The sequence below is a fragment of the Micromonospora sp. CB01531 genome (assembly GCF_001905095.1).
Lineage (GTDB): Bacteria > Actinomycetota > Actinomycetes > Mycobacteriales > Micromonosporaceae > Micromonospora.
In genome coordinates this window covers 236,750-254,280 of record NZ_LWLS01000061.1, presented here as the reverse complement: position 1 = coordinate 254,280, position 17,531 = coordinate 236,750, and the positions used below count along the sequence as shown (strand labels likewise).

At 73.0% G+C, this 17,531-nt stretch carries 15 protein-coding genes; 7 read left to right on the top strand and 8 right to left on the bottom strand.

The genetic code is table 11. From position 1 onward, the window contains the following. The first annotated feature begins 356 nt into the window (after window positions 1-356). Window positions 357-1,220: a bifunctional methylenetetrahydrofolate dehydrogenase/methenyltetrahydrofolate cyclohydrolase gene (locus tag A6A27_RS12925; protein WP_073834823.1), complete on the top strand. Its 864-nt coding sequence runs from the start codon at window positions 357-359 to the stop codon at window positions 1,218-1,220. A gap of 100 nt (window positions 1,221-1,320) precedes the next feature. Beyond that, a complete protein-coding gene (gene mdh, locus A6A27_RS12920; protein WP_073834822.1) occupies window positions 1,321-2,271 on the top strand; it encodes a malate dehydrogenase in 951 nt (316 codons plus the stop codon). 64 nt (window positions 2,272-2,335) lie between these two features. On the opposite strand, the gene A6A27_RS46805 is transcribed toward mdh, so the two are convergent. Together A6A27_RS46805 and A6A27_RS12915 are read right to left on the bottom strand one after the other, a co-directional pair. Beyond that, entirely contained in the window at window positions 2,336-2,464 is a 129-nt protein-coding gene (locus tag A6A27_RS46805) for a hypothetical protein (RefSeq protein ID WP_274534548.1), read from the bottom strand. Then, on the bottom strand, window positions 2,461-3,270 hold the full coding sequence (locus tag A6A27_RS12915) for an MBL fold metallo-hydrolase (protein WP_073834821.1): 810 nt from the start codon (window positions 3,268-3,270) through the stop codon (window positions 2,461-2,463). The genes A6A27_RS46805 and A6A27_RS12915 overlap by 4 nt, the downstream gene beginning before the upstream one ends. A 133-nt stretch (window positions 3,271-3,403) precedes the next feature. Here A6A27_RS12915 and A6A27_RS12910 point away from each other — a divergent pair, with 133 nt between their 5' ends. Beyond that, entirely contained in the window at window positions 3,404-4,621 is a 1,218-nt protein-coding gene (locus A6A27_RS12910) for an NADP-dependent isocitrate dehydrogenase (protein WP_073834820.1), read from the top strand. 306 nt (window positions 4,622-4,927) lie between these two features. On the opposite strand, the gene galT is transcribed toward A6A27_RS12910, so the two are convergent. The 4 genes from galT to A6A27_RS12890 all read right to left on the bottom strand — a co-directional run bounded on the left by galT (window position 4,928) and on the right by A6A27_RS12890 (window position 9,202). Continuing rightward, a complete protein-coding gene (gene galT / locus A6A27_RS12905) occupies window positions 4,928-6,001 on the bottom strand; it encodes a galactose-1-phosphate uridylyltransferase (RefSeq protein WP_073834819.1) in 1,074 nt (357 codons plus the stop codon). Continuing rightward, window positions 5,998-6,780: a DeoR/GlpR family DNA-binding transcription regulator gene (locus A6A27_RS12900; RefSeq protein ID WP_073834818.1), complete on the bottom strand. Its 783-nt coding sequence runs from the start codon at window positions 6,778-6,780 to the stop codon at window positions 5,998-6,000. The genes galT and A6A27_RS12900 overlap by 4 nt, the downstream gene beginning before the upstream one ends. A 213-nt stretch (window positions 6,781-6,993) precedes the next feature. Beyond that, entirely contained in the window at window positions 6,994-8,523 is a 1,530-nt protein-coding gene (cysC, locus tag A6A27_RS12895; RefSeq protein WP_073834817.1) for an adenylyl-sulfate kinase, read from the bottom strand. 112 nt (window positions 8,524-8,635) lie between these two features. Further along, window positions 8,636-9,202, bottom strand: coding sequence for a DM13 domain-containing protein (locus tag A6A27_RS12890; protein ID WP_073834816.1), 567 nt, complete (start codon window positions 9,200-9,202; stop codon window positions 8,636-8,638). A 142-nt stretch (window positions 9,203-9,344) separates the two neighbouring features. On the opposite strand from A6A27_RS12890, the gene A6A27_RS12885 reads away from it, so the two are divergent. Genes A6A27_RS12885 through A6A27_RS12870 form a run of 4 tightly spaced genes read left to right on the top strand, consistent with a single transcriptional unit; the run spans window position 9,345 to window position 12,803 of the window. Then, window positions 9,345-10,259: an ABC transporter ATP-binding protein gene (locus A6A27_RS12885; RefSeq protein ID WP_073834815.1), complete on the top strand. Its 915-nt coding sequence runs from the start codon at window positions 9,345-9,347 to the stop codon at window positions 10,257-10,259. Then, window positions 10,252-11,133, top strand: coding sequence for an ABC transporter permease (locus tag A6A27_RS12880; protein ID WP_073834814.1), 882 nt, complete (start codon window positions 10,252-10,254; stop codon window positions 11,131-11,133). The genes A6A27_RS12885 and A6A27_RS12880 overlap by 8 nt, the downstream gene beginning before the upstream one ends. After that, window positions 11,130-12,089 carry an ABC transporter ATP-binding protein gene (locus A6A27_RS12875; protein ID WP_073834813.1) on the top strand — a complete coding sequence of 320 codons (960 nt, stop codon included), beginning with the start codon at window positions 11,130-11,132 and terminating at the stop codon, window positions 12,087-12,089. Before A6A27_RS12880 ends, A6A27_RS12875 begins: the two co-directional genes overlap by 4 nt. Window positions 12,090-12,092: 3 nt before the next feature. Beyond that, window positions 12,093-12,803: an ABC transporter permease gene (locus A6A27_RS12870; RefSeq protein WP_073834812.1), complete on the top strand. Its 711-nt coding sequence runs from the start codon at window positions 12,093-12,095 to the stop codon at window positions 12,801-12,803. Window positions 12,804-13,110: 307 nt separating this feature from the next. Here A6A27_RS12870 and valS read toward each other — a convergent pair whose 3' ends face one another. Next, window positions 13,111-15,726 carry a valine--tRNA ligase gene (valS, locus tag A6A27_RS12865; protein ID WP_073834811.1) on the bottom strand — a complete coding sequence of 872 codons (2,616 nt, stop codon included), beginning with the start codon at window positions 15,724-15,726 and terminating at the stop codon, window positions 13,111-13,113. 126 nt (window positions 15,727-15,852) lie between these two features. Next, entirely contained in the window at window positions 15,853-17,418 is a 1,566-nt protein-coding gene (locus A6A27_RS12860; RefSeq protein ID WP_143193984.1) for a trypsin-like serine protease, read from the bottom strand. Window positions 17,419-17,531 lie beyond the last annotated feature (113 nt).

The window sequence follows — 17,531 nt, the reverse complement described above, 5'->3', positions numbered from 1 at the left end:
TGGTAACGCTGCGCAACGGTCGGCAATGGTATGTCGGGTGGTGGCTTCGGCACCGAGAGCGCGGCGAAGGGGTACCGGGCGCGCGTCGGGGCCTTTGTCCACCGGCGCTGAGGGGGATGATGAAGGAGCCGCTCAGAGGGGCTGCTGAGGTCGCCCGGCGCACCCGGAACGAGGTCTCGACATCCTCGTGGGCTTACCGGCCCGCCGTCCGTTCCACCCTGGTTGAGCATCGGCTGTCCGCCCCGACGTGTGGCGAAATCCACAATCCATAACTCTGGGTGACGAAGCCTGCGGCGCGAATCGGCACCGTTGGCCGTCGCGGGCCGGCCGGGCGCGCGGCGTGAGACGATCCAGACGTGACGGCGATCATCCTGGACGGCAAGACGACCGCGGCGGAGATCAAGGACGAGCTGCGGACACGGGTCAAGGCGCTGGCGGATCGGGGCGTCGTCCCGGGGCTCGGCACCGTCCTGGTCGGCACCGATCCCGGCTCCGAGGCGTACGTGAACGGCAAGCACCGCGACTGCGCCGAGGTCGGCATCGCCTCGATCCGCCGGGAGTTGCCCGCCGACGCCACCCAGGAGCAGCTCGACGCGGTCCTCGCCGAATTGAACGCCGACCCTGCCTGCCACGGCTACATCGTCCAGCTGCCGCTGCCGGCCCAACTGGACACCCAGCGGGCGCTGGAGATGATCGACCCCGAGAAGGACGCCGACGGCCTGCACCCGGTCAACCTTGGCCGGCTGGTGCTCGGCTATGACGCCCCGCTGCCCTGCACCCCGCGCGGCATCGTCGAACTGCTCCGCCGGCACGACGTCGCGCTGGTGGGCGCGAAGGTGGCGCTGATCGGCCGGGGCAACACCGTCGGCCGCCCGCTCGGCCTGCTGCTCACCCGGCGCAGCGAGAACGCCACCGTCACCCTCTGCCACACTGGCACGCTCGACCTGGCCGAGCAGACCCGTGCCGCCGACATCGTCATCGTCGCGGCCGGCGTGCCGGGCCTGCTCACCGCCGACATGATCACGCCGGGCGCCACCGTCGTCGACGTCGGCATCACCCGAGTGATCGGCCCGGACGGCAAGGGCCGCTACACCGGCGACGTGGATCCGGAGGTGGCCGAGGTCGCCGGCAAGCTGGTCCCGATGCCCGGCGGCGTCGGCCCGATGACCCGGGCCATGCTGCTGACCAACGTGGTGGAACGCGCCGAGCGTGGCGCCTGACCATCCCAAGCACGTCATAACCGTCCGCCCCTGGCCGGATCGGTGACAGGATGGCTGATACGGTCCGGAAAACCGACTGGTATCAGGGAGTGGGACGACCATGGGTAAGAAGGTCACTGTCGTCGGGGCCGGCTTCTACGGCTCCACCACCGCGCAGCGCCTGGCCGAGTACGACATCTTCGACACCGTGGTGATCACGGACATCATCGAGGGGAAGCCGGCGGGTATTGCGCTGGACATGAACCAGTCGCGTCCGGTCGAGGGCTTCGAGACCAAGGTCGTCGGCGTCACCACCGGTCCGAACGGCGAGGGCTACGAGGCCATCGAGGGCTCCGATGTCGTCGTCATCACCGCCGGCCTGCCCCGCAAGCCGGGCATGAGCCGGATGGACCTGCTGGAGACCAACGCCAAGATCGTCCGCCAGGTCTCCGAGAACGTCGCCAAGTACGCCCCGAACGCCGTCGTCATCGTCGTCTCCAACCCGCTCGACGAGATGACCGCGCTGGCCCAGAAGGCCACCCAGTTCCCGAAGAACCGCGTGCTCGGCCAGGCCGGCATGCTGGACAGCGCCCGGTTCACCAACTTCGTGGCCGAGGCGCTGAGCGTACCGGTGAAGTCGGTGAAGACCCTGACCCTCGGCTCGCACGGCGACACCATGGTGCCGGTCCCGTCGAAGAGCACGGTGGACGGCAAGCCGCTGCGTGACGTCATGCCGGCCGAGCAGATCGAGGACCTGGTCGTCAAGACCCGCAACGGTGGCGCCGAGGTGGTCGCGCTGCTGAAGACCGGCTCGGCGTACTACGCCCCGTCCGCCGCCGCCGCCCGGATGGCGAAGGCGGTCGCGGAGGACTCCGGCGAGGTCATGCCGGTCTGCGCCTGGGTCGACGGCCAGTACGGCATCTCCGGCGTCTACCTGGGCGTCGAGGCCGAGATCGGCCGGGAGGGCGTCCGGCGGGTCGTCGAGACCGACCTGGACGCCGACGAGCTGGCCAGCCTGAAGGAGGCCGCCGAGGCGGTCCGCGCCAAGCAGTCCGACGTCGCCAACATGTGATCCTGGCTGCCCGAAGCGCCCCGCGACCGCCGGTCGCGGGGCGCTTTCGTGTCCGGGCCGGGGATCAGTCGGGCCGGGCCGCGCCGGAACGGCCTCGACCGCCGCGTCCACCGTCGATCAGGACGCCCAGGCCGTCGAGGACCCGGGCCAGGCCGAAGTTGTACGCCTGCTCCGGGCCCCTGACGTCGGTCACCGAGGTGCCGGCACCTCGGTGAACGGCGCGCCCAGGTGCGGCGTCGCCAGCACCGCCCGGCCGTGCTCGGCCAGTTCGCGCAGCAGGGCCGTACGGACCCCGCGTGCCGCCACGGGGTCCTCCTCGTGGGCGTACGCCAGGGTGGGGTCGACCAGCTGCACGGTGTGCACCAGCAGGTCACCGGTGACCAGCAGGCGCTCGGCGCCCGAGTCGACCAGCACCGACTGGTGGCCCGGGGTGTGCCCGGGCGTGCTCAGCACGCGTACCCCGGGGGTGAGGTCGGTGTCGCCGTCGACCAGCCGGAGCTGGCCGGCGGCGCGCAACGGCCCCAGGAGCCGGGCCGGCAACTCGGGGTGGAACCGGTCCAGCGCCGCCAGCTCGGCGTGTTGCAGCAGGTAGTCCGCGTTGCGAAAGTACGGCGTGCCGAGCACCGCCCAGCCGACGTGGTCGCTGTGCAGGTGGGTGAGCACCACGGTCCGGACGTCCGCCGGGTCGATGCCGGCGGCGGCCAGTTCCGCCGGCAGCCGGCCCGGGACCGGTGCCCAGCTCGCGGCCAGGGAGCCGGCCGGGCCGATCCCGGCGTCGACCAGGGTGACCGGCCCGTCCCCGGTACGCAGGGCGAAGCACCGAAACGGCAGCCACCAGCGGCCGTCCGGGGTGACCGTGCCCGGGTCCCGGCGGTCGGCCGCGCGCCACTGGTCTCCGGTGGCGTCCGGGAAAGCCTCCTCGCGGGGCTGGAAGAACGGCCCCGCCCCGTCGACCAGCGCGGTGACCGTGATAGACCCGATCGTGTGCGTCAGCGGCATCCGGGAAGGATGCCATCCCGACCCGTCCCGGGTGACCCCGATTCCATCGGGTGAGGCCGGCTGAGAAGCCCCGGTCAGTTTCCAGTACGCTCGTACTGCTTGAGCACGTGTCCCCCGAGAGGAGCGCCGGCCGATGGCGAAGATCAAGGTAAACAACCCGGTCGTGGAAATCGACGGCGACGAGATGACCCGGATCATCTGGAAGCAGATCCGGGAGCAGCTGATCCTGCCGTACCTCGACGTCGACCTGCACTACTACGACCTGTCGATCCAGTACCGCGACGAGACCGACGACCAGGTCACCGTCGACGCCGCCAACGCGATCAAGGAGCACGGCGTCGGCGTCAAGTGCGCCACCATCACGCCGGACGAGGCTCGGGTGGCGGAGTTCGGGCTGAAGAAGATGTGGCGGTCGCCGAACGGCACCATCCGCAACATCCTCGGCGGCGTCGTCTTCCGTGAGCCGATCATCATGTCGAACGTGCCGCGGCTCGTCCCGGGCTGGACCAAGCCGATCATCATCGGCCGGCACGCGCACGGCGACCAGTACAAGGCCACCGACTTCGTCGTCCCTGGCCCGGGCACGGTGACCATCACCTACACCCCGGCCGACGGCGGCGCGCCGATGGAGATGGAGGTCGCCAAGTTCCCCGGCGGCGGCGTCGCCATGGGCATGTACAACTTCGACGAGTCGATCCGGGACTTCGCCCGCGCCTCGATGCGCTACGGCCTGGACCGCGGCTACCCGGTCTACCTGTCCACCAAGAACACCATCCTCAAGGCGTACGACGGCCGGTTCAAGGACATCTTCGCCGAGGTGTTCGAGAACGAGTTCAAGGCGGAGTTCGAGAAGGCCGGCATCAGCTACGAGCACCGGCTGATCGACGACATGGTCGCCGCCGCGCTCAAGTGGGAGGGCGGCTTCGTCTGGGCCTGCAAGAACTACGACGGTGACGTGCAGTCCGACACCGTGGCCCAGGGCTTCGGCTCGCTCGGCCTGATGACCTCCGTGCTGATGACCCCGGACGGCCGCACCGTCGAGGCCGAGGCCGCGCACGGCACCGTCACCCGGCACTACCGGCAGTGGCAGAAGGGCGAGAAGACCTCGACCAACCCGATCGCGTCGATCTACGCCTGGACCCGGGGCCTGGCCCACCGGGGCAAGCTGGACGGCACCCCGGCGGTCGCCGAGTTCGCCAACACCCTGGAGCAGGTCATCGTCGAGACCGTCGAGGGTGGCCAGATGACCAAGGATCTGGCGCTGCTCATCTCGCGGGACGCCCCGTGGCTGACTACCGACGAGTTCATGAACGCGCTCGACGAGAACCTGGCCCGCAAGCTCGCCGCCTGATTCCCGTCCCGTCACCGACGGAGCCCGCCGGCGCCCGCCGGCGGGCTCCGTCGTCCGGTGCCGGCGTCACCAAGAGGTGGCGCGCCTCGTTGAGCTGGGTGGACGGGATGCCAGTCCCATCCAGGAAGGTTGACCGCGGTCGCCTCGCGGCAGAGTGCCGATCAGCCAGCCTTCCCGGCTGTCGCGCACAGCCAGCCGTCCCTTCCCTTGCGGGGGGCCCTGTCCCGGGCCCCCCGCGCCCTGTTGTGGCACCCGCTCTGCCCCGAGTGTCGGCAGGCGGCCGTCGCTGCCCAGGGGCCCTTCTGTTCAGGCGGCCCGCAGCAGCTCGGCGGCCCGCTCCGGGGCGATGTCGTTGATGAAGACGCCCATCGCCGACTCCGAGCCGGCCAGGTACTTCAGCTTGTCCCCGGCCCGCCGGATGCTGAACAGCTGCAGGTGCAGGTGCCCCAGCTCGCGGTCGACGTGCAGCGGGGCCTGGTGCCAGGCCGCGATGTACGGCATCGGCACGTCGAACAGCCCGTCGAAGCGGCGCAGCACGTCCAGGTAGAGCGGGCCGAACGTGTCCCGCTCGGCGTCGTCCAGCGCGGGGATGTCCGGCACCGGCCGGTGCGGGGCCAGGTGCACCTCGAACGGCCAGCGGGCGGCCGCCGGCACGTACGCCGTCCAGTACGCGTTGCGCGCCACCACCCGGTCCCCGGCGGCGCGTTCCGCGGCGAGCACGTCCGCGTACAGGTTGCCGCCGGTGCGCTCGGCGTGCCGGCGGGCGGCGGCGAGCATGGCGCGGGTCCGGGGCGTCACGAAGGGGTACGCGTAGATCTGCCCGTGCGGGTGGTGCAGGGTCACCCCGATCTCCACGCCCCGGTTCTCGAACGGGAAGACCTGCGCCACGCCGGGCAGCTCGCCGAGGGCGGTGGTCCGGTCGGCGAGCGCGTCGAGCACGGTCCGCACCCGGCGGGGCGGAAGACTGGCGAACGAGGTGTGGTGGTCGTCGGTGAAGCAGACCACCTCGCACCGGCCGTGTCCGGGGCGTACCGGGGTGAACGGGGTGATCTCGGCGGGCTCCGCGGCGACCCGCTGGCTCAGCGACGGGAACCGGTTCTCGAAGACCGCCACGTCGTAGTCGGGGGCGGGGATCTCGCTGAGCCGGTCGCCCCGGGACGGGCAGAGCGGGCACTGGTCGGCCGGGGGAAGGAAGGTGCGGGTCTGCCGGTGCACCGCCACCGCCACCCACTCGTCGGTCAGCGGGTCGTACCGGAGCTGGGACGCCTGCGGCGGCGGGGGCAGGTCCCGCCGGTCCGGCTGGTCCCGGACCGCGTCGTCCCGCTCGTCGAAGTAGATCAGCTCGCGGCCGTCGGCCAGCTCGATCCGCGTACGCTTCACTTCGTCCCTTCCATGCCGCGGACGATCAGCAGTTCGCCGACCCGTTCCTCGAGTACCCGGCGCGCCTCCGGCGCCAGCCGTTCGTCGGTGACCAGCACGTCGGCGGCGTCCAGCCCGACGATCGAGGAAATGCCGACCGTGCCCCACTTGGTGTGGTCGGCGAGCACCACCAGCCGGTCGGCGGCGGCCACCAGCGCCCGGTTGGTGTCCGCCTCCATCAGGTTGGGCGTGGTGAACCCGGCCCGCTCGCTGATCCCGTGCACGCCGAGGAAGAGCAGGTCCAGGTGGAGCGCCCCGAGCGCCGCCACGGCCAGCGGGCCGACCAGCGCGTCGGAGGGGGTACGCACCCCGCCGGTGAGCACCACGGTCTGGTCCGGCCGGCCGGCGACGTGCAGGATCTCGGCCACCGGCAGCGAGTTGGTCACCACGGTCAGCCCGGGCACGTCGACCAGGCGGCGGGCCAGCTCGGCGGTGGTCGTACCGGCGGAGAGGGCGACCGCGGCACCGGGCCGGACCAGCTTCGCGGCGCGGGCGGCGATCGCCGCCTTCTCCGCCGACTGGCGGACCGACTTGGCCCGGAAGCCCGGCTCGTCGGTCGAGCCGGCGAGGGTCGCCCCGCCGTGCACCTTGGCCAACAGGCCCTGCTCGTGCAGCGTCTCCAGGTCGCGCCGGATGGTCATGTCGGAGACGCCGAACTCGCCGGCCAGCTCGGTCACGCGTACGCCTCCGGCGGCACGGACCCGTTCCAGGATGGCCGCCTGCCGCTGCCGTGCCAGCACCCGACCTCACCTCCGCCTCCCGACCCCGTGCTCACGTGGTCGAACGTGTTCCAACAAGAATGAACACTAGCGCGCAGGAGGAAGCGGCGGAAGAAAGGGGTGCGCGGCCGCCGGCCGCCGCTCTCCGGCGACCTGACGGGCGGCGGCCCGAACTGCTCGGCCCGCCGGCGCGCCGGCGCGCCGGGCCCCGATCAGGCGGCGCGGGAGCCCAGGTCAGGCCGGCTGGAGGCGGGGTTCCACCCAGCCGGTCTCGGTCAGGTGCTCCATCACCCGCTGGACCGCCTCCTCGACCGTCATGTCCGTGGTGTCTACCACCAGGTCGGCATCGGTGGGCTCCTCGTACGGGTCGTCGATGCCGGTCATCCCGGTGATCAGGCCGGCACGGGCGCGGGCGTACAGGCCCTTGCGGTCGCGCTGCTCGCAGACCTCCAGCGGGGTCGCGACGTGGACCAGCAGGAAGCCGGCCCCGGCCGCCTGCGCCATCTCCCGGGCGGTGGCCCGGGCGGCCGCGTACGGGGCGATCGGGCAGCAGATGCCGACCCCCCGGTGCCGGGCGATCTCGGCGGCCACCCAGCCGATCCGCCGGACGTTGGCGTCCCGGTCGGCCCTGGTGAAGCCCAGCCCGGCGGAGAGCTCCCGGCGCACCACGTCCCCGTCGAGCAACGTGATGCTCCGGTCGCCGCCCTCGCGCAACAGGTCGGCCAGGCCCCGGGCGATGGTCGACTTCCCGGAGCCGGAGAGGCCGGTGAGGAAGATCACCAGGCCCCGGTGCCGGCGCGCCGGACGGGCCCGCGCCAGCTCCTTGGCCACCGCCGGCGGGGTGTGCCACTCGGGCAGCGGGAAGCCCCGGTCCAGCAGGTCGTCGATCTCCTCCTGGCTGAGCGCCAGCCGCCGGTTGCGCGGCGGGATGTCCTCCCGCCAGCGCCACTGCCCGTCCCGGTTGTCGTACGCCAGTTCCCGGGGCACGAGCACGCGCAGCCCGGCCCCGGAGAGCATCCCCTCGGTGGAGAGCAGGTGGGTCACCCCGTACGCGGCGGCGACCCGGGCCCGGAGCAGGGCGTCGCTGATCTCGTCGCGCCGCCGCACCAGTGGCACCGCCAGCAGGGTGGCCGGAGGCATCCGGTCCCGGGCGGCGAACACGCTGCGCACCAGCGCCTCGGACGGCACCCCGCCGGTCGCCGCCTCACCCACCGGGATCATCACCAGCAGGTGCGCGCCCAGGGTGCGGGCGGCGTGCGCGATCTGCGCGAGCTGCGGCCGGTGCAGCGGACGGTCGGCGAAGACCCCGAGCACCCGCCCCGGCGGCAGCAGCCCGCGGACCTCGTCGGGGCTGCGCCGCAGCCGCTGGAACGGCCCGTGGCCGCCGTCGCCCAGCCGGCGCACCGCGCCACCCACGCCCGTCATGCCGTCGCGGACCGGCCAGACGTCGGTCACGTCCATCGCCGCCACTGGGGCACCCTCACCGTCGGTGAGCACCAGTGCCCGGCGCAGCGGGTCGTCCAGCTCCAGCCCGTCGGCGAGCGCCGCGGGCACATGGAGGGTCACCGGCACCGGCCACGGCGTGCCATCGGCGAGCCGGCCGCGCCGGCTCAGCGAGGCCAGGTCGGCGCGGGCCATGAAGCCGGTCAGCGGGGCGTACGCCCCGGTCAGCAGCAACTCCAGATCGGCCAGCTCACCGGGGCGAGGCGCGTACGCCGGCGCGTCCCGCAACACGTCCTCGGGCAGCACCCACCCGTTGCTCATCGAACCCCCAACTCACCGGCCGGCACACAGTTTCTCAGCCCACCGGCGATCGGTCGAGAGCGCCACTCCACCTCCCGGCCACCGCCCGTTGGCGCGGCGGACGCCGATCGGCTCAGCCGGCGGGGGTGAGCGGGGCCGCGCCGAACGACACGGCGAAGCGCTGGCACCAGATGGCGACGCTGGTCAGCCCGGTGAGATCGGTTCCGGCAGGGATCTCGTACGCCTGGTTCCCCCGGTTCCCCTTGAGCGGGCCGAGCGCGACGTGGCGCCCGTCGTCGAAGACGTGCCACCCGGACGGCCCGGTACGAACCGGCTGGTCGGTCAGCCAGACCTGAAGATCCGGACCGTTCGAGGTGTCCAGCCCGGCCAGTTCCAGCCGGTACCGATCCCCGGCGGTCCGGACGATCCGGGCACTGCCCCGGGTGTCGTGCTCATGGCTGACGAACTCGCCCCGGCTCACCAGGGTCGGCCCCGCCGGGGTGGTGGTGGCGGGACTCGCGGTGGACGCGGACGTGGTCGGGGCCGGGGTGATCTCCTCGACCGCGGTGAGCCGTTCGTGCACCTCGGTGTCGGTGACCAGCGTCCAGGGCCGGAACCAGTACAGGCCGGCCGCGGCGCCGGCCGCGAGGACGGCGACCACGACCCAGGTCAGCGGGGTGCGAAGCAGTCGGCTCGGCATGTGCCGAGTCTTCCGCGCCCGGCGCCCGCGGTCACCGGTCGCCGCGCTTACGAAACCCTTACCGACCGTACGGGCGGAATCAGGGGCATCCCCGAGCGTTTCCCGATACCCGGGGCGGCGTCCACTTCTTACGCTGGTCATCGTGACACTGCTCGCGACCGAGTCGCTGACCAAGACGTACGGAGGTCGGGTCACCGCGCTGGCCGACCTCACGGTGTCGGTCGAGCCGGGGATCATCGGGCTGGTCGGCGCCAACGGCGCCGGCAAGTCCACCCTGATCAAGATCCTGCTGGGCCTGCTCGCCCCGACCAGTGGTCGGGTCTCCGTGCTCGGCCTCGACCCCACCACCGACCCGGCCGCGGTCCGCGCCCGGGTCGGCTACATGCCCGAACACGACGCCCTCCCGCCCGACCTGTCCGCCGCCGAGCTGGTCACCCACCTGGGTCGGATCAGCGGCCTGCCGCGGACGGTCGCCCGGGAGCGGGCCTCCGAGGCGCTGCGCCACGTCGGCCTGCACGAGGAGCGCCACCGGGCCGTCGGTGGCTACTCCACCGGCATGAAGCAGCGGGTGAAGCTCGCCCAGGCCCTGGTGCACGACCCCGACCTGCTCCTGCTCGACGAGCCCACCAACGGCCTCGACCCGGCCGGCCGGGACGCCATGCTCGCCCTGATCCACCGGATCGGCACCGAGTTCGGCATCTCCGTGGTGGTCTGCTCGCACCTGCTCGGCGAGGTCGAGCGGATCTGCGACACCCTCGTCGCCATCGACGGCGGGCGGCTACTGCGCGCCGACCGGGTGGCCGCGATGACCTCCGCCACCGACGTGCTCGCCGTCGAGGTCAGCGAGGGCACGGAGGAGTTGGCCGCCCGGCTCGCCGCGCTCCAGCTGCCGGTGTCGCGGGAGGGACGGCTGCTGCTCGTCCCGCTCGCCGACGACGCCACCTACGACCTGATCCTCGGCGCGGTCGCCGAGCTGGACCTGCCGCTGCACCGGCTGGACCAGCGGCGGCACCGGGTGGCCGAACTCTTCGCGACGAGGGAGCCCAGCCATGTCTGAGCCGACCGGCGTCATCCACGACATCGGCTACCAGCGCTACACCGGCCCGCGGCTGGGCCGCCGGCACGTCTTCGGCGCGCTCTACCTGCACGGCCTGCGGACCGCGTTCGGCCTCGGCCGGTCCGCCAAGGCGAAGATCTTCCCCTGGCTGGTGGTCGGCATCGTGGTGATCGTCGCCGCCGGGCTGACCGCGGTACGCACCCAGACCGGCCAGGTCGTCATGACGTACGCCCAGTTCGCCGACGCGATGAGCTGGCTGGTCATCTTCTTCGTCGCGGTGGTCGGGCCGGAGCTGGTCTCCCGCGACCTGCTCAGCGGCGTGCTGCCGCTCTACTTCTCCCGGCCGCTGCCGCGCGGCGACTACGCGCTGGCCAAGCTCGGCGCGCTGGGCACCGCGCTCTGGCTGCTGCTCGGCGCGCCGCAGCTGGTGATGTTCCTCGGCGCCGCGTTCACCACCGACAACGGCATGCACGGGGTCTGGGACGAACTGCTCGACCTGCTGCCCGGCCTGCTCTACGCGGCCCTGTGGGCGATGGTCTTCGCCTCGATCGGGCTGCTCATCGCTTCGCTCACCGGCAAACGGGCGTTCGCGGCCGGCGGCATCGTGGCCGTGTTCCTGATGACCACCCCGATCGTCGGCATCCTCTCGATCATGCCGTCCCGGACGGTCAACGAGCTGGCGCTGCTCGGCTCGCCCCCCAGCCTGATCCATGCTGTCGGCCGGTACACCCTCGGCGACCTGCTCGCTCCCGGCGCGCAGGCCGAAGCGGAGATCGGCCAGTTCGGGCCCGTCTACGTGGCCGCCGCCGTGGTGCTGGTGGCCGGCTGCGTCGCCCTGCTCCTGCTCCGATACCGGAAGGTGGCCGCCCGATGACCACGATCAGTGCCGGCCCGCAGGCGGCGGCGCCGACCACGCCCGCGTCCACCCTCGACCTGGCCGGGGTCTCCCGCTGGTACGGCAACGTGGTGGCGGTCAACGACGTCACCATGCGGCTCGGGCCCGGGGTGACCGGGCTGCTCGGGCCGAACGGCGCCGGGAAAACCACCCTGCTGCACATGATGGCCGGCTTTCTCGCCCCGTCCCGGGGTGCGGTGACCCTCGACGGGGAGCCGACCTGGCGCAACCCGGACGTCTACCGGCGGCTCGGCCTGGTCAGCGAGCGGGAGGCGGTGCACGCCTTCCTCTCCGCGTACGAGTTCGTGCTGGCCAGCGCGAAGCTGCACCGGCTGCCCGACCCGGCGGCCGCGGCCCGTCGGGCGATCGACCTGGTCGAGATGGCGGACGCGCAGGACCGGCGGATCGGCACCTACTCCAAGGGCATGCGGCAGCGCACCCGGGTGGCCGCCGCGCTGGTCCACGACCCGCAGGTGCTGCTGCTCGACGAGCCGTTCAACGGGATGGACCCGCGGCAGCGGCTGCACATGATGGCCCTGCTGCACCGCCTCGGCGACGCTGGCCGGACCATCCTGTTCAGCTCGCACATCCTGGAGGAGGTCGAGCAGGTCTCCGGCACCGTCCAGGTGATGGTGGCCGGCCGGCTGGCCGCCTCCGGCGACTACCGAACCATCCGGCGGCTGATGACCAACCGGCCGCACGTCTTCGCGGTCCGCTCCACGGACGACCGGGCCCTCGCGGTCGCGCTGATCGCCGAGCCGTCGGTCACCGGGGTGGAGCTGGGCCGGGACGGGCTCACCGTCCGGGCCGGCGACTACGGTGCCTTCACCCGGGCACTGCCGAAGATCGCGCTGGCCCGGGGCATCCGGGTCCGGTCCCTGACGCCCGAGGACGAATCGCTGGAGAGCGTCTTCTCCTATCTGGTGGGGAGCTGACTCATGTCGACCGTTTCCTGGATCACCGCGCGCGGGCTGTTCGGCCGGCGCCGGTTCCTGCTGCTGCTCCCGCTGCCCGCGCTGCTGCTGGTGCTCGCGATCGTCTCCCGTTCGCTCGGGGTCGACCCGGGCCAGTGGGGGCCGCCGGTGCTGGTCGGCCTCGGGCTCGCCGTGGTGCTGCCGGTGGTCGCGCTGATCGTCGGCACCGGGGTGCTCGGTGCCGAGATCGACGACGGCACGGTGGTGCACATCCTCACCAAGCCGCTGCCGCGCTGGCAGATCGTGCTGCCCAAGCTCGCGGTGGCGACCGGGGTCAGCGCGGCCACCGTCGCCGTCCCGCTCTACGTCGCGGGCGTGCTCGCCGATTCGGTACGCCTCGGCCTGGGGCTCGCCGCCGCGTCGGCGCTGGGCGCGCTGGCGTACTCGGCGCTGTTCCTGGTGCTCAGCCTGCTGACCCGGCGGCCTGTGCTGCTCGGGCTGGTCTACGTGCTGATCTGGGAGGGGCTGCTCGGCCGGTTCGTGGACGGCACCAAGGTGCTCTCCATCCAGCAGTGGGTGATCGCCATCGCCGACCGGATCGCCCCCACCGAACTGCTCGGCACCACCGTCTCCGTGCCGGTGGCCGCGGTGCTGACCGCCCTGGTGGCGATCGGCTCCACCATCCTGGCCATCGACCGCCTTCGCTCGTTCAGCGTGGCTGGCGAGACGAGCTGACCGCGGGCCGGGAGTTGATCGCGCCGGCCGGGTCGGGGCTCGTCCTCGTCCCGTCCGACGGGCGCACGGCCCGGGCGTGTCGCGTGGGCTGGCGCAACCCGTCATGAGCGAGATGACTGTGAGGCATATTTATGCCTCACAGTCATCTCGCTCAAAGTTATCCTCGTCCGCCTCGGCTATTACGCTCCGTGGCCATTGGCTCGCGCCTACCCGGGCTCGCGTCGTCCCGGCTCGCCCTCCGCCGGCCGCCAGCCGGCGCGCGCCCGTGGACGGCTGGCTCGGCCGAGCGGGCCGGGCCAGCCGTGCATCAGAACGCGCAGGCGACGACGAGTTCGGGGGTTCGGTCGGGGAGCAGGTCGAGCTTGGCGATCCGGCCCGCCGCCCGGAGGTCGTCGGCGATCAGGGTGAGCTGGTCGAGCTGGGCGGCCGGGCCGAGCACCTCGGCCAGTGGCACGTCCGCCTTCATCGACAGCTTCCGTTCCGACTTGGCCCGGCGCACCTGGCCCAGCGCGTCCGCGGCCAGCCGCAGCAGCTGCGGGTCACCCGGTCCCTGGGTGGCCCGACCCACCTCGTAGGTCGTGGGCCACGGTGCGCGGTGCACCGAGCCGTACCGCCACCAGGACCAGACCTCCTCGGTGACGAAGGGCAGCACCGGGGCGAACAGCCGCAGCTGCACCGAGAGTGCGGTGGCCAGCGCGGCCCGCGCCGAGTCCGCCCCCGGCCCGGAGCCGTAGGCGCGCTCCTTCACCAGCTCGATGTAGTCGTCGCAGAACCGCCAGAAGAACGCCTCCGTCGCCATCAGCGCGGCGGTGTGGTCGTACCCGTCGAAGGCGGCGGTCGCGGCGGCGACCACGCCGGACAGTTCGGCGAGCATGGCGGTGTCCAACGGCTCGGTCGCCGGCGCGCCCAACGCGTCGGCGGCACCCAGCCCGAGCGCGAACCGGGACGCGTTGAGCAGCTTGGTGGCGAGCCGCCGCCCGACCTTGATCTGCGCCGGGTCGAAGGCCAGGTCCATCCCCGGCTTGCCGCTGGCGGCCCAGTATCGCACCGCGTCGGAGCCGTGCTGCACAAGCAGGTCCATCGGGGTGACCACGTTCCCCTTGGACTTGGACATCTTCTTGCGGTCCGGGTCGAGGATCCAGCCGGAGAGCACCGCGTCGCGCCAGGGCAGCACGCCGTGCTCCAGGTGGGACCGGACCGCGGTGGCGAAGAGCCAGGTCCGGATGATCTCCTGCCCCTGCGGCCGCAGGTCCATCGGGAAGACCCGGCGGAACAGGTCCGGGTCGGTCTCCCAACCACCGACGATCTGTGGGGTCAGCGACGAGGTGGCCCAGGTGTCCAGCACGTCCGGGTCGCCGACGAAGCCGCCTGGCAGCCCGCGCTGCGCCTCCTCGTAGCCGGGTGGCGGCTCGCCGGACGGGTCGACCGGGAGCATCGACTCGTCCGGTGTGAGAGGGTGGGACCAGTCCGGCTCGCCAGCGTCGTCGAGCCGGTACCACACCGGCACCGGCACGCCGAAGAAGCGCTGCCGGCTGACCAGCCAGTCTCCGGTCAGGCCGCCCACCCAGTGCTCGTAGCGGTGCCGCATGTGCTCCGGCACCCAGCGCAGTTCCCGGCCGCGGGCCAGCAGCTCGTCGCGCAGCTCCGGGTCGCGCCCGCCGTTGCGCAGGTACCACTGCCGGGTGGAGACGATCTCCAGTGGCCGGTCGCCCCGCTCGTAGAACTTCACCGGGTGAGTGATCGGGCGCGGCTCGCCCACCAGATCACCCGCGTCGGTTAGCAGCTGCACCACGGTGCGCCGGGCGCCGTTGACGGTCTGCCCGGCCAGCGCCGCGTAGGGCTCCGCCGGCACCCCGGCCGGCGGCTCGGGCAGCAGCCGCCCGTCCCGGCCGATCACCACCCGGGTGTCGAGCTGCAGCTCCCGCCACCAGGTCACGTCGGTCAGGTCGCCGAAGGTGCAGACCATCGCGATGCCCGTGCCCTTGGCCGGGTCCGCCAGCGGGTGCGCGCGCACCGGCACCTCGACCCCGAAGACCGGGGTACGCACCGACGCGCCGACCAGGTCCGCGTACCGCTCGTCGTCCGGGTGGCAGACCAGCGCCACGCAGGCCGGCAGCAGCTCCGGTCGGGTGGTGTCGATCAGCACCTCACGCCCGCCCGGCCCGTGGAAGCGCAGCCGGTGGTACGCGCCGGGCCGCTCCCGGTCCTCCAGCTCGGCCTGGGCCACGGCGGTGGCGAACCCGACGTCCCAGAGCGTTGGCGCCTCCGCCTGGTACGCCTCGCCCCGGGCCAGGTTGCGCAGGAACGCCCGCTGGCTGGTCGCCCGGGCCACCCGCCCGATCGTGGTGTAGGTCAGCGACCAGTCCACCGACAGCCCCAGTCGCCGCCACAGCGCCTCGAAGACCTGCTCGTCCGCCGTGGTGAGCTGCTCGCACAGCTCGATGAAGTTGCGCCGGGAGATCGGGGCCGGGTCCTTGCGGGCCGCCTCGCTCACCGGCGTGGCCGGCGGCTGCCACTCCGGGTCGTACGGCAGGGCCGGGTCGCAGCGCACCCCGTACACGTTCTGCACCCGCCGCTCGGTGGGCAGGCCGTTGTCGTCCCAGCCCATCGGGTAGAAGACCGTCCGGCCGCGCATCCGCTGGAACCGGGCCACGGTGTCGGTGTGCGTGTAGGAGAAGACGTGTCCCATGTGCAGTTCGCCGGATACGGTCGGCGGCGGGGTGTCGATCGCGTACACGTCCGAGCTACGACCATCCGGGCTCGGCGCGTCTGACGCCGTGTCGCGACCCCGGACAGCCGCCTTCGAGCGGTCGAACGCGTACGTGCCCTCCTCCTGCCAGCGGCGCGCCCAGGTCTCCTCGATGCCGTCCAGGGTCGGACGCTCGGGGACGCCGGCGCGGCCCGTCCTCGCCGTATCCGTCATCAGCCGATCGTAGGCAGCCGGTGAGCTACCAGCCACGAGTTATGCCCTCGCCACACCGTCCGTCGCGGTCGGCCAGCCGGTCAGCTGCGCGAGTAGCGCCACCGGCGGTGCCGGGCACCCCGGCGGTCAGCGGGCGATCGGGCCGAGCAGCGGGCCGCGGGTGGCGAGCTGGAAGTAGGGCCGACCGCCGAGCCGCGCGTTGGCCCGGTCCAGGATGGTGGAGACCGGCGCGTACGAGTTGTGCTCGTTCGGGTTGCTGCAGGGGCCCTGGCCCGGGTCGCCGTTGGAGAGGATGCCCAGCGCCTTGCCGTCCGACTCGGTGAAGAGCGGCCCGCCGCTGTCCCCCGGCCGAGCGCAGATGCGTACGTCGATGCCGCCGCTGCCCTTGCCGGTGATCTCGCCGCACCGGGTGCCCGGCAGGTAGCCGGCGCCCGCCCCGGAGTCGACGTAGACCTCGCCGGACTTCGGCGTGTACGCGGAACCGGTCGCGCAGACGACCCAGCCGACCTGGATGGCGCTGTACGCCACGTATCCGGTGATCGCCACGTCCCGGCTGGTCGTGCAGCGCGGGTTGTCGGCCACGCACCAGTAGTTGACCAGGCTGGGGGTGCTCGTGGCGCCCCCCTGGTACGCCCAGCGGTCCAGCGCCCCCGGCTGGTACGGCATGATCGCGTAGTCGTACGGGAAGGCGTTCTCGGCCAGCACCGGGTCGGTCGACTCGACCGAGACCGGGATCTTCGGGCCGAGGAACTGGTGCCAGGTCCGGTCCACCTGCGTGTGTCGCCCGCCGACGACGCAGTGCCCGGCCGTCAGGAGGTACGCCGTCCCGGTGCGGGAGCGGACGTTGAAGCCGGCCGTGCAGCCGCCGACCGTGCCGTCGTCGCGGGGCACGTCCAGCCGGATCCCGCCCCGCATCGGCGCCTGCGGGCAGTAGCGCGGGTCACACGCCTTCGGCACGGCGGCGCCGGCCAGCCGGGGCCGGGCCTGCGCGGGCACCCCGGCGTCGGCGAGCGCCCCGGCGAGCCGGGAGTCGTCGGCGGCGATCCCGTCCCCGGTGAGGACCACGACCGCGTTCCGCTCCTGGTCGACCAGGACGTCCTCGCCGGCGGTCAGGCCGAGCGAGGCGGCGAGCCGGGCTGCCGCGTCGGTGAGCTCCCGCAGCGGGTGGCGTACCTGGACCACCCGGACGTGCGCGGCGTCCGGGGAGCCGGCGACGACCGCGCGCACCGGGGCGGCGTCGGTGGCCCCGATCATGAGCACGCCGCCGGCCGCCTGGTCCAGCCACATGCCGCCGTACGTGTCGGGGTGGTCGCCGGCCAGCTTCGCGGCGAGCGGTGCGGAGAACTCCTGCAGGGCGAGTCGGCGGGCCGCCTCGGTGGCGGAGACGCGGTAGCGCTCGCGCAGGTAGGCGACGGACGCGGGGGCGGCCTCGGCCACCGCGCGAGCCGGTCGGGCGGCGGTGGCCACGGGAGTCCCGTCCCGGGTGGCACCGCCGGTCGCCCGGCTGCCCATGCCAGCCTGGGCGCCCGGCGTCGGCTCGCTGGTCGCGGCGTCGGCACTCTGCGGGGCGGCGGCCGTGCCGGCCACCGGTGCCGGGTCGGCGTCGCCGCCCTGGGCCAGCACCACGCCGGTCGCCCCGACCGTGCAAGCGATGGCCACTCCGACAACGACAAGACTTCTGCGGATCCGCACGCCGTGAACCTCCCCGTGTCCGGCGAAGCCGATCGGCGTGACGGTTGTCGTGGCAGGGCCGCTCCCGGCGGCCGGTGCATGCGGCCGATCGACGGTCCGGAAGTCTATCGGCA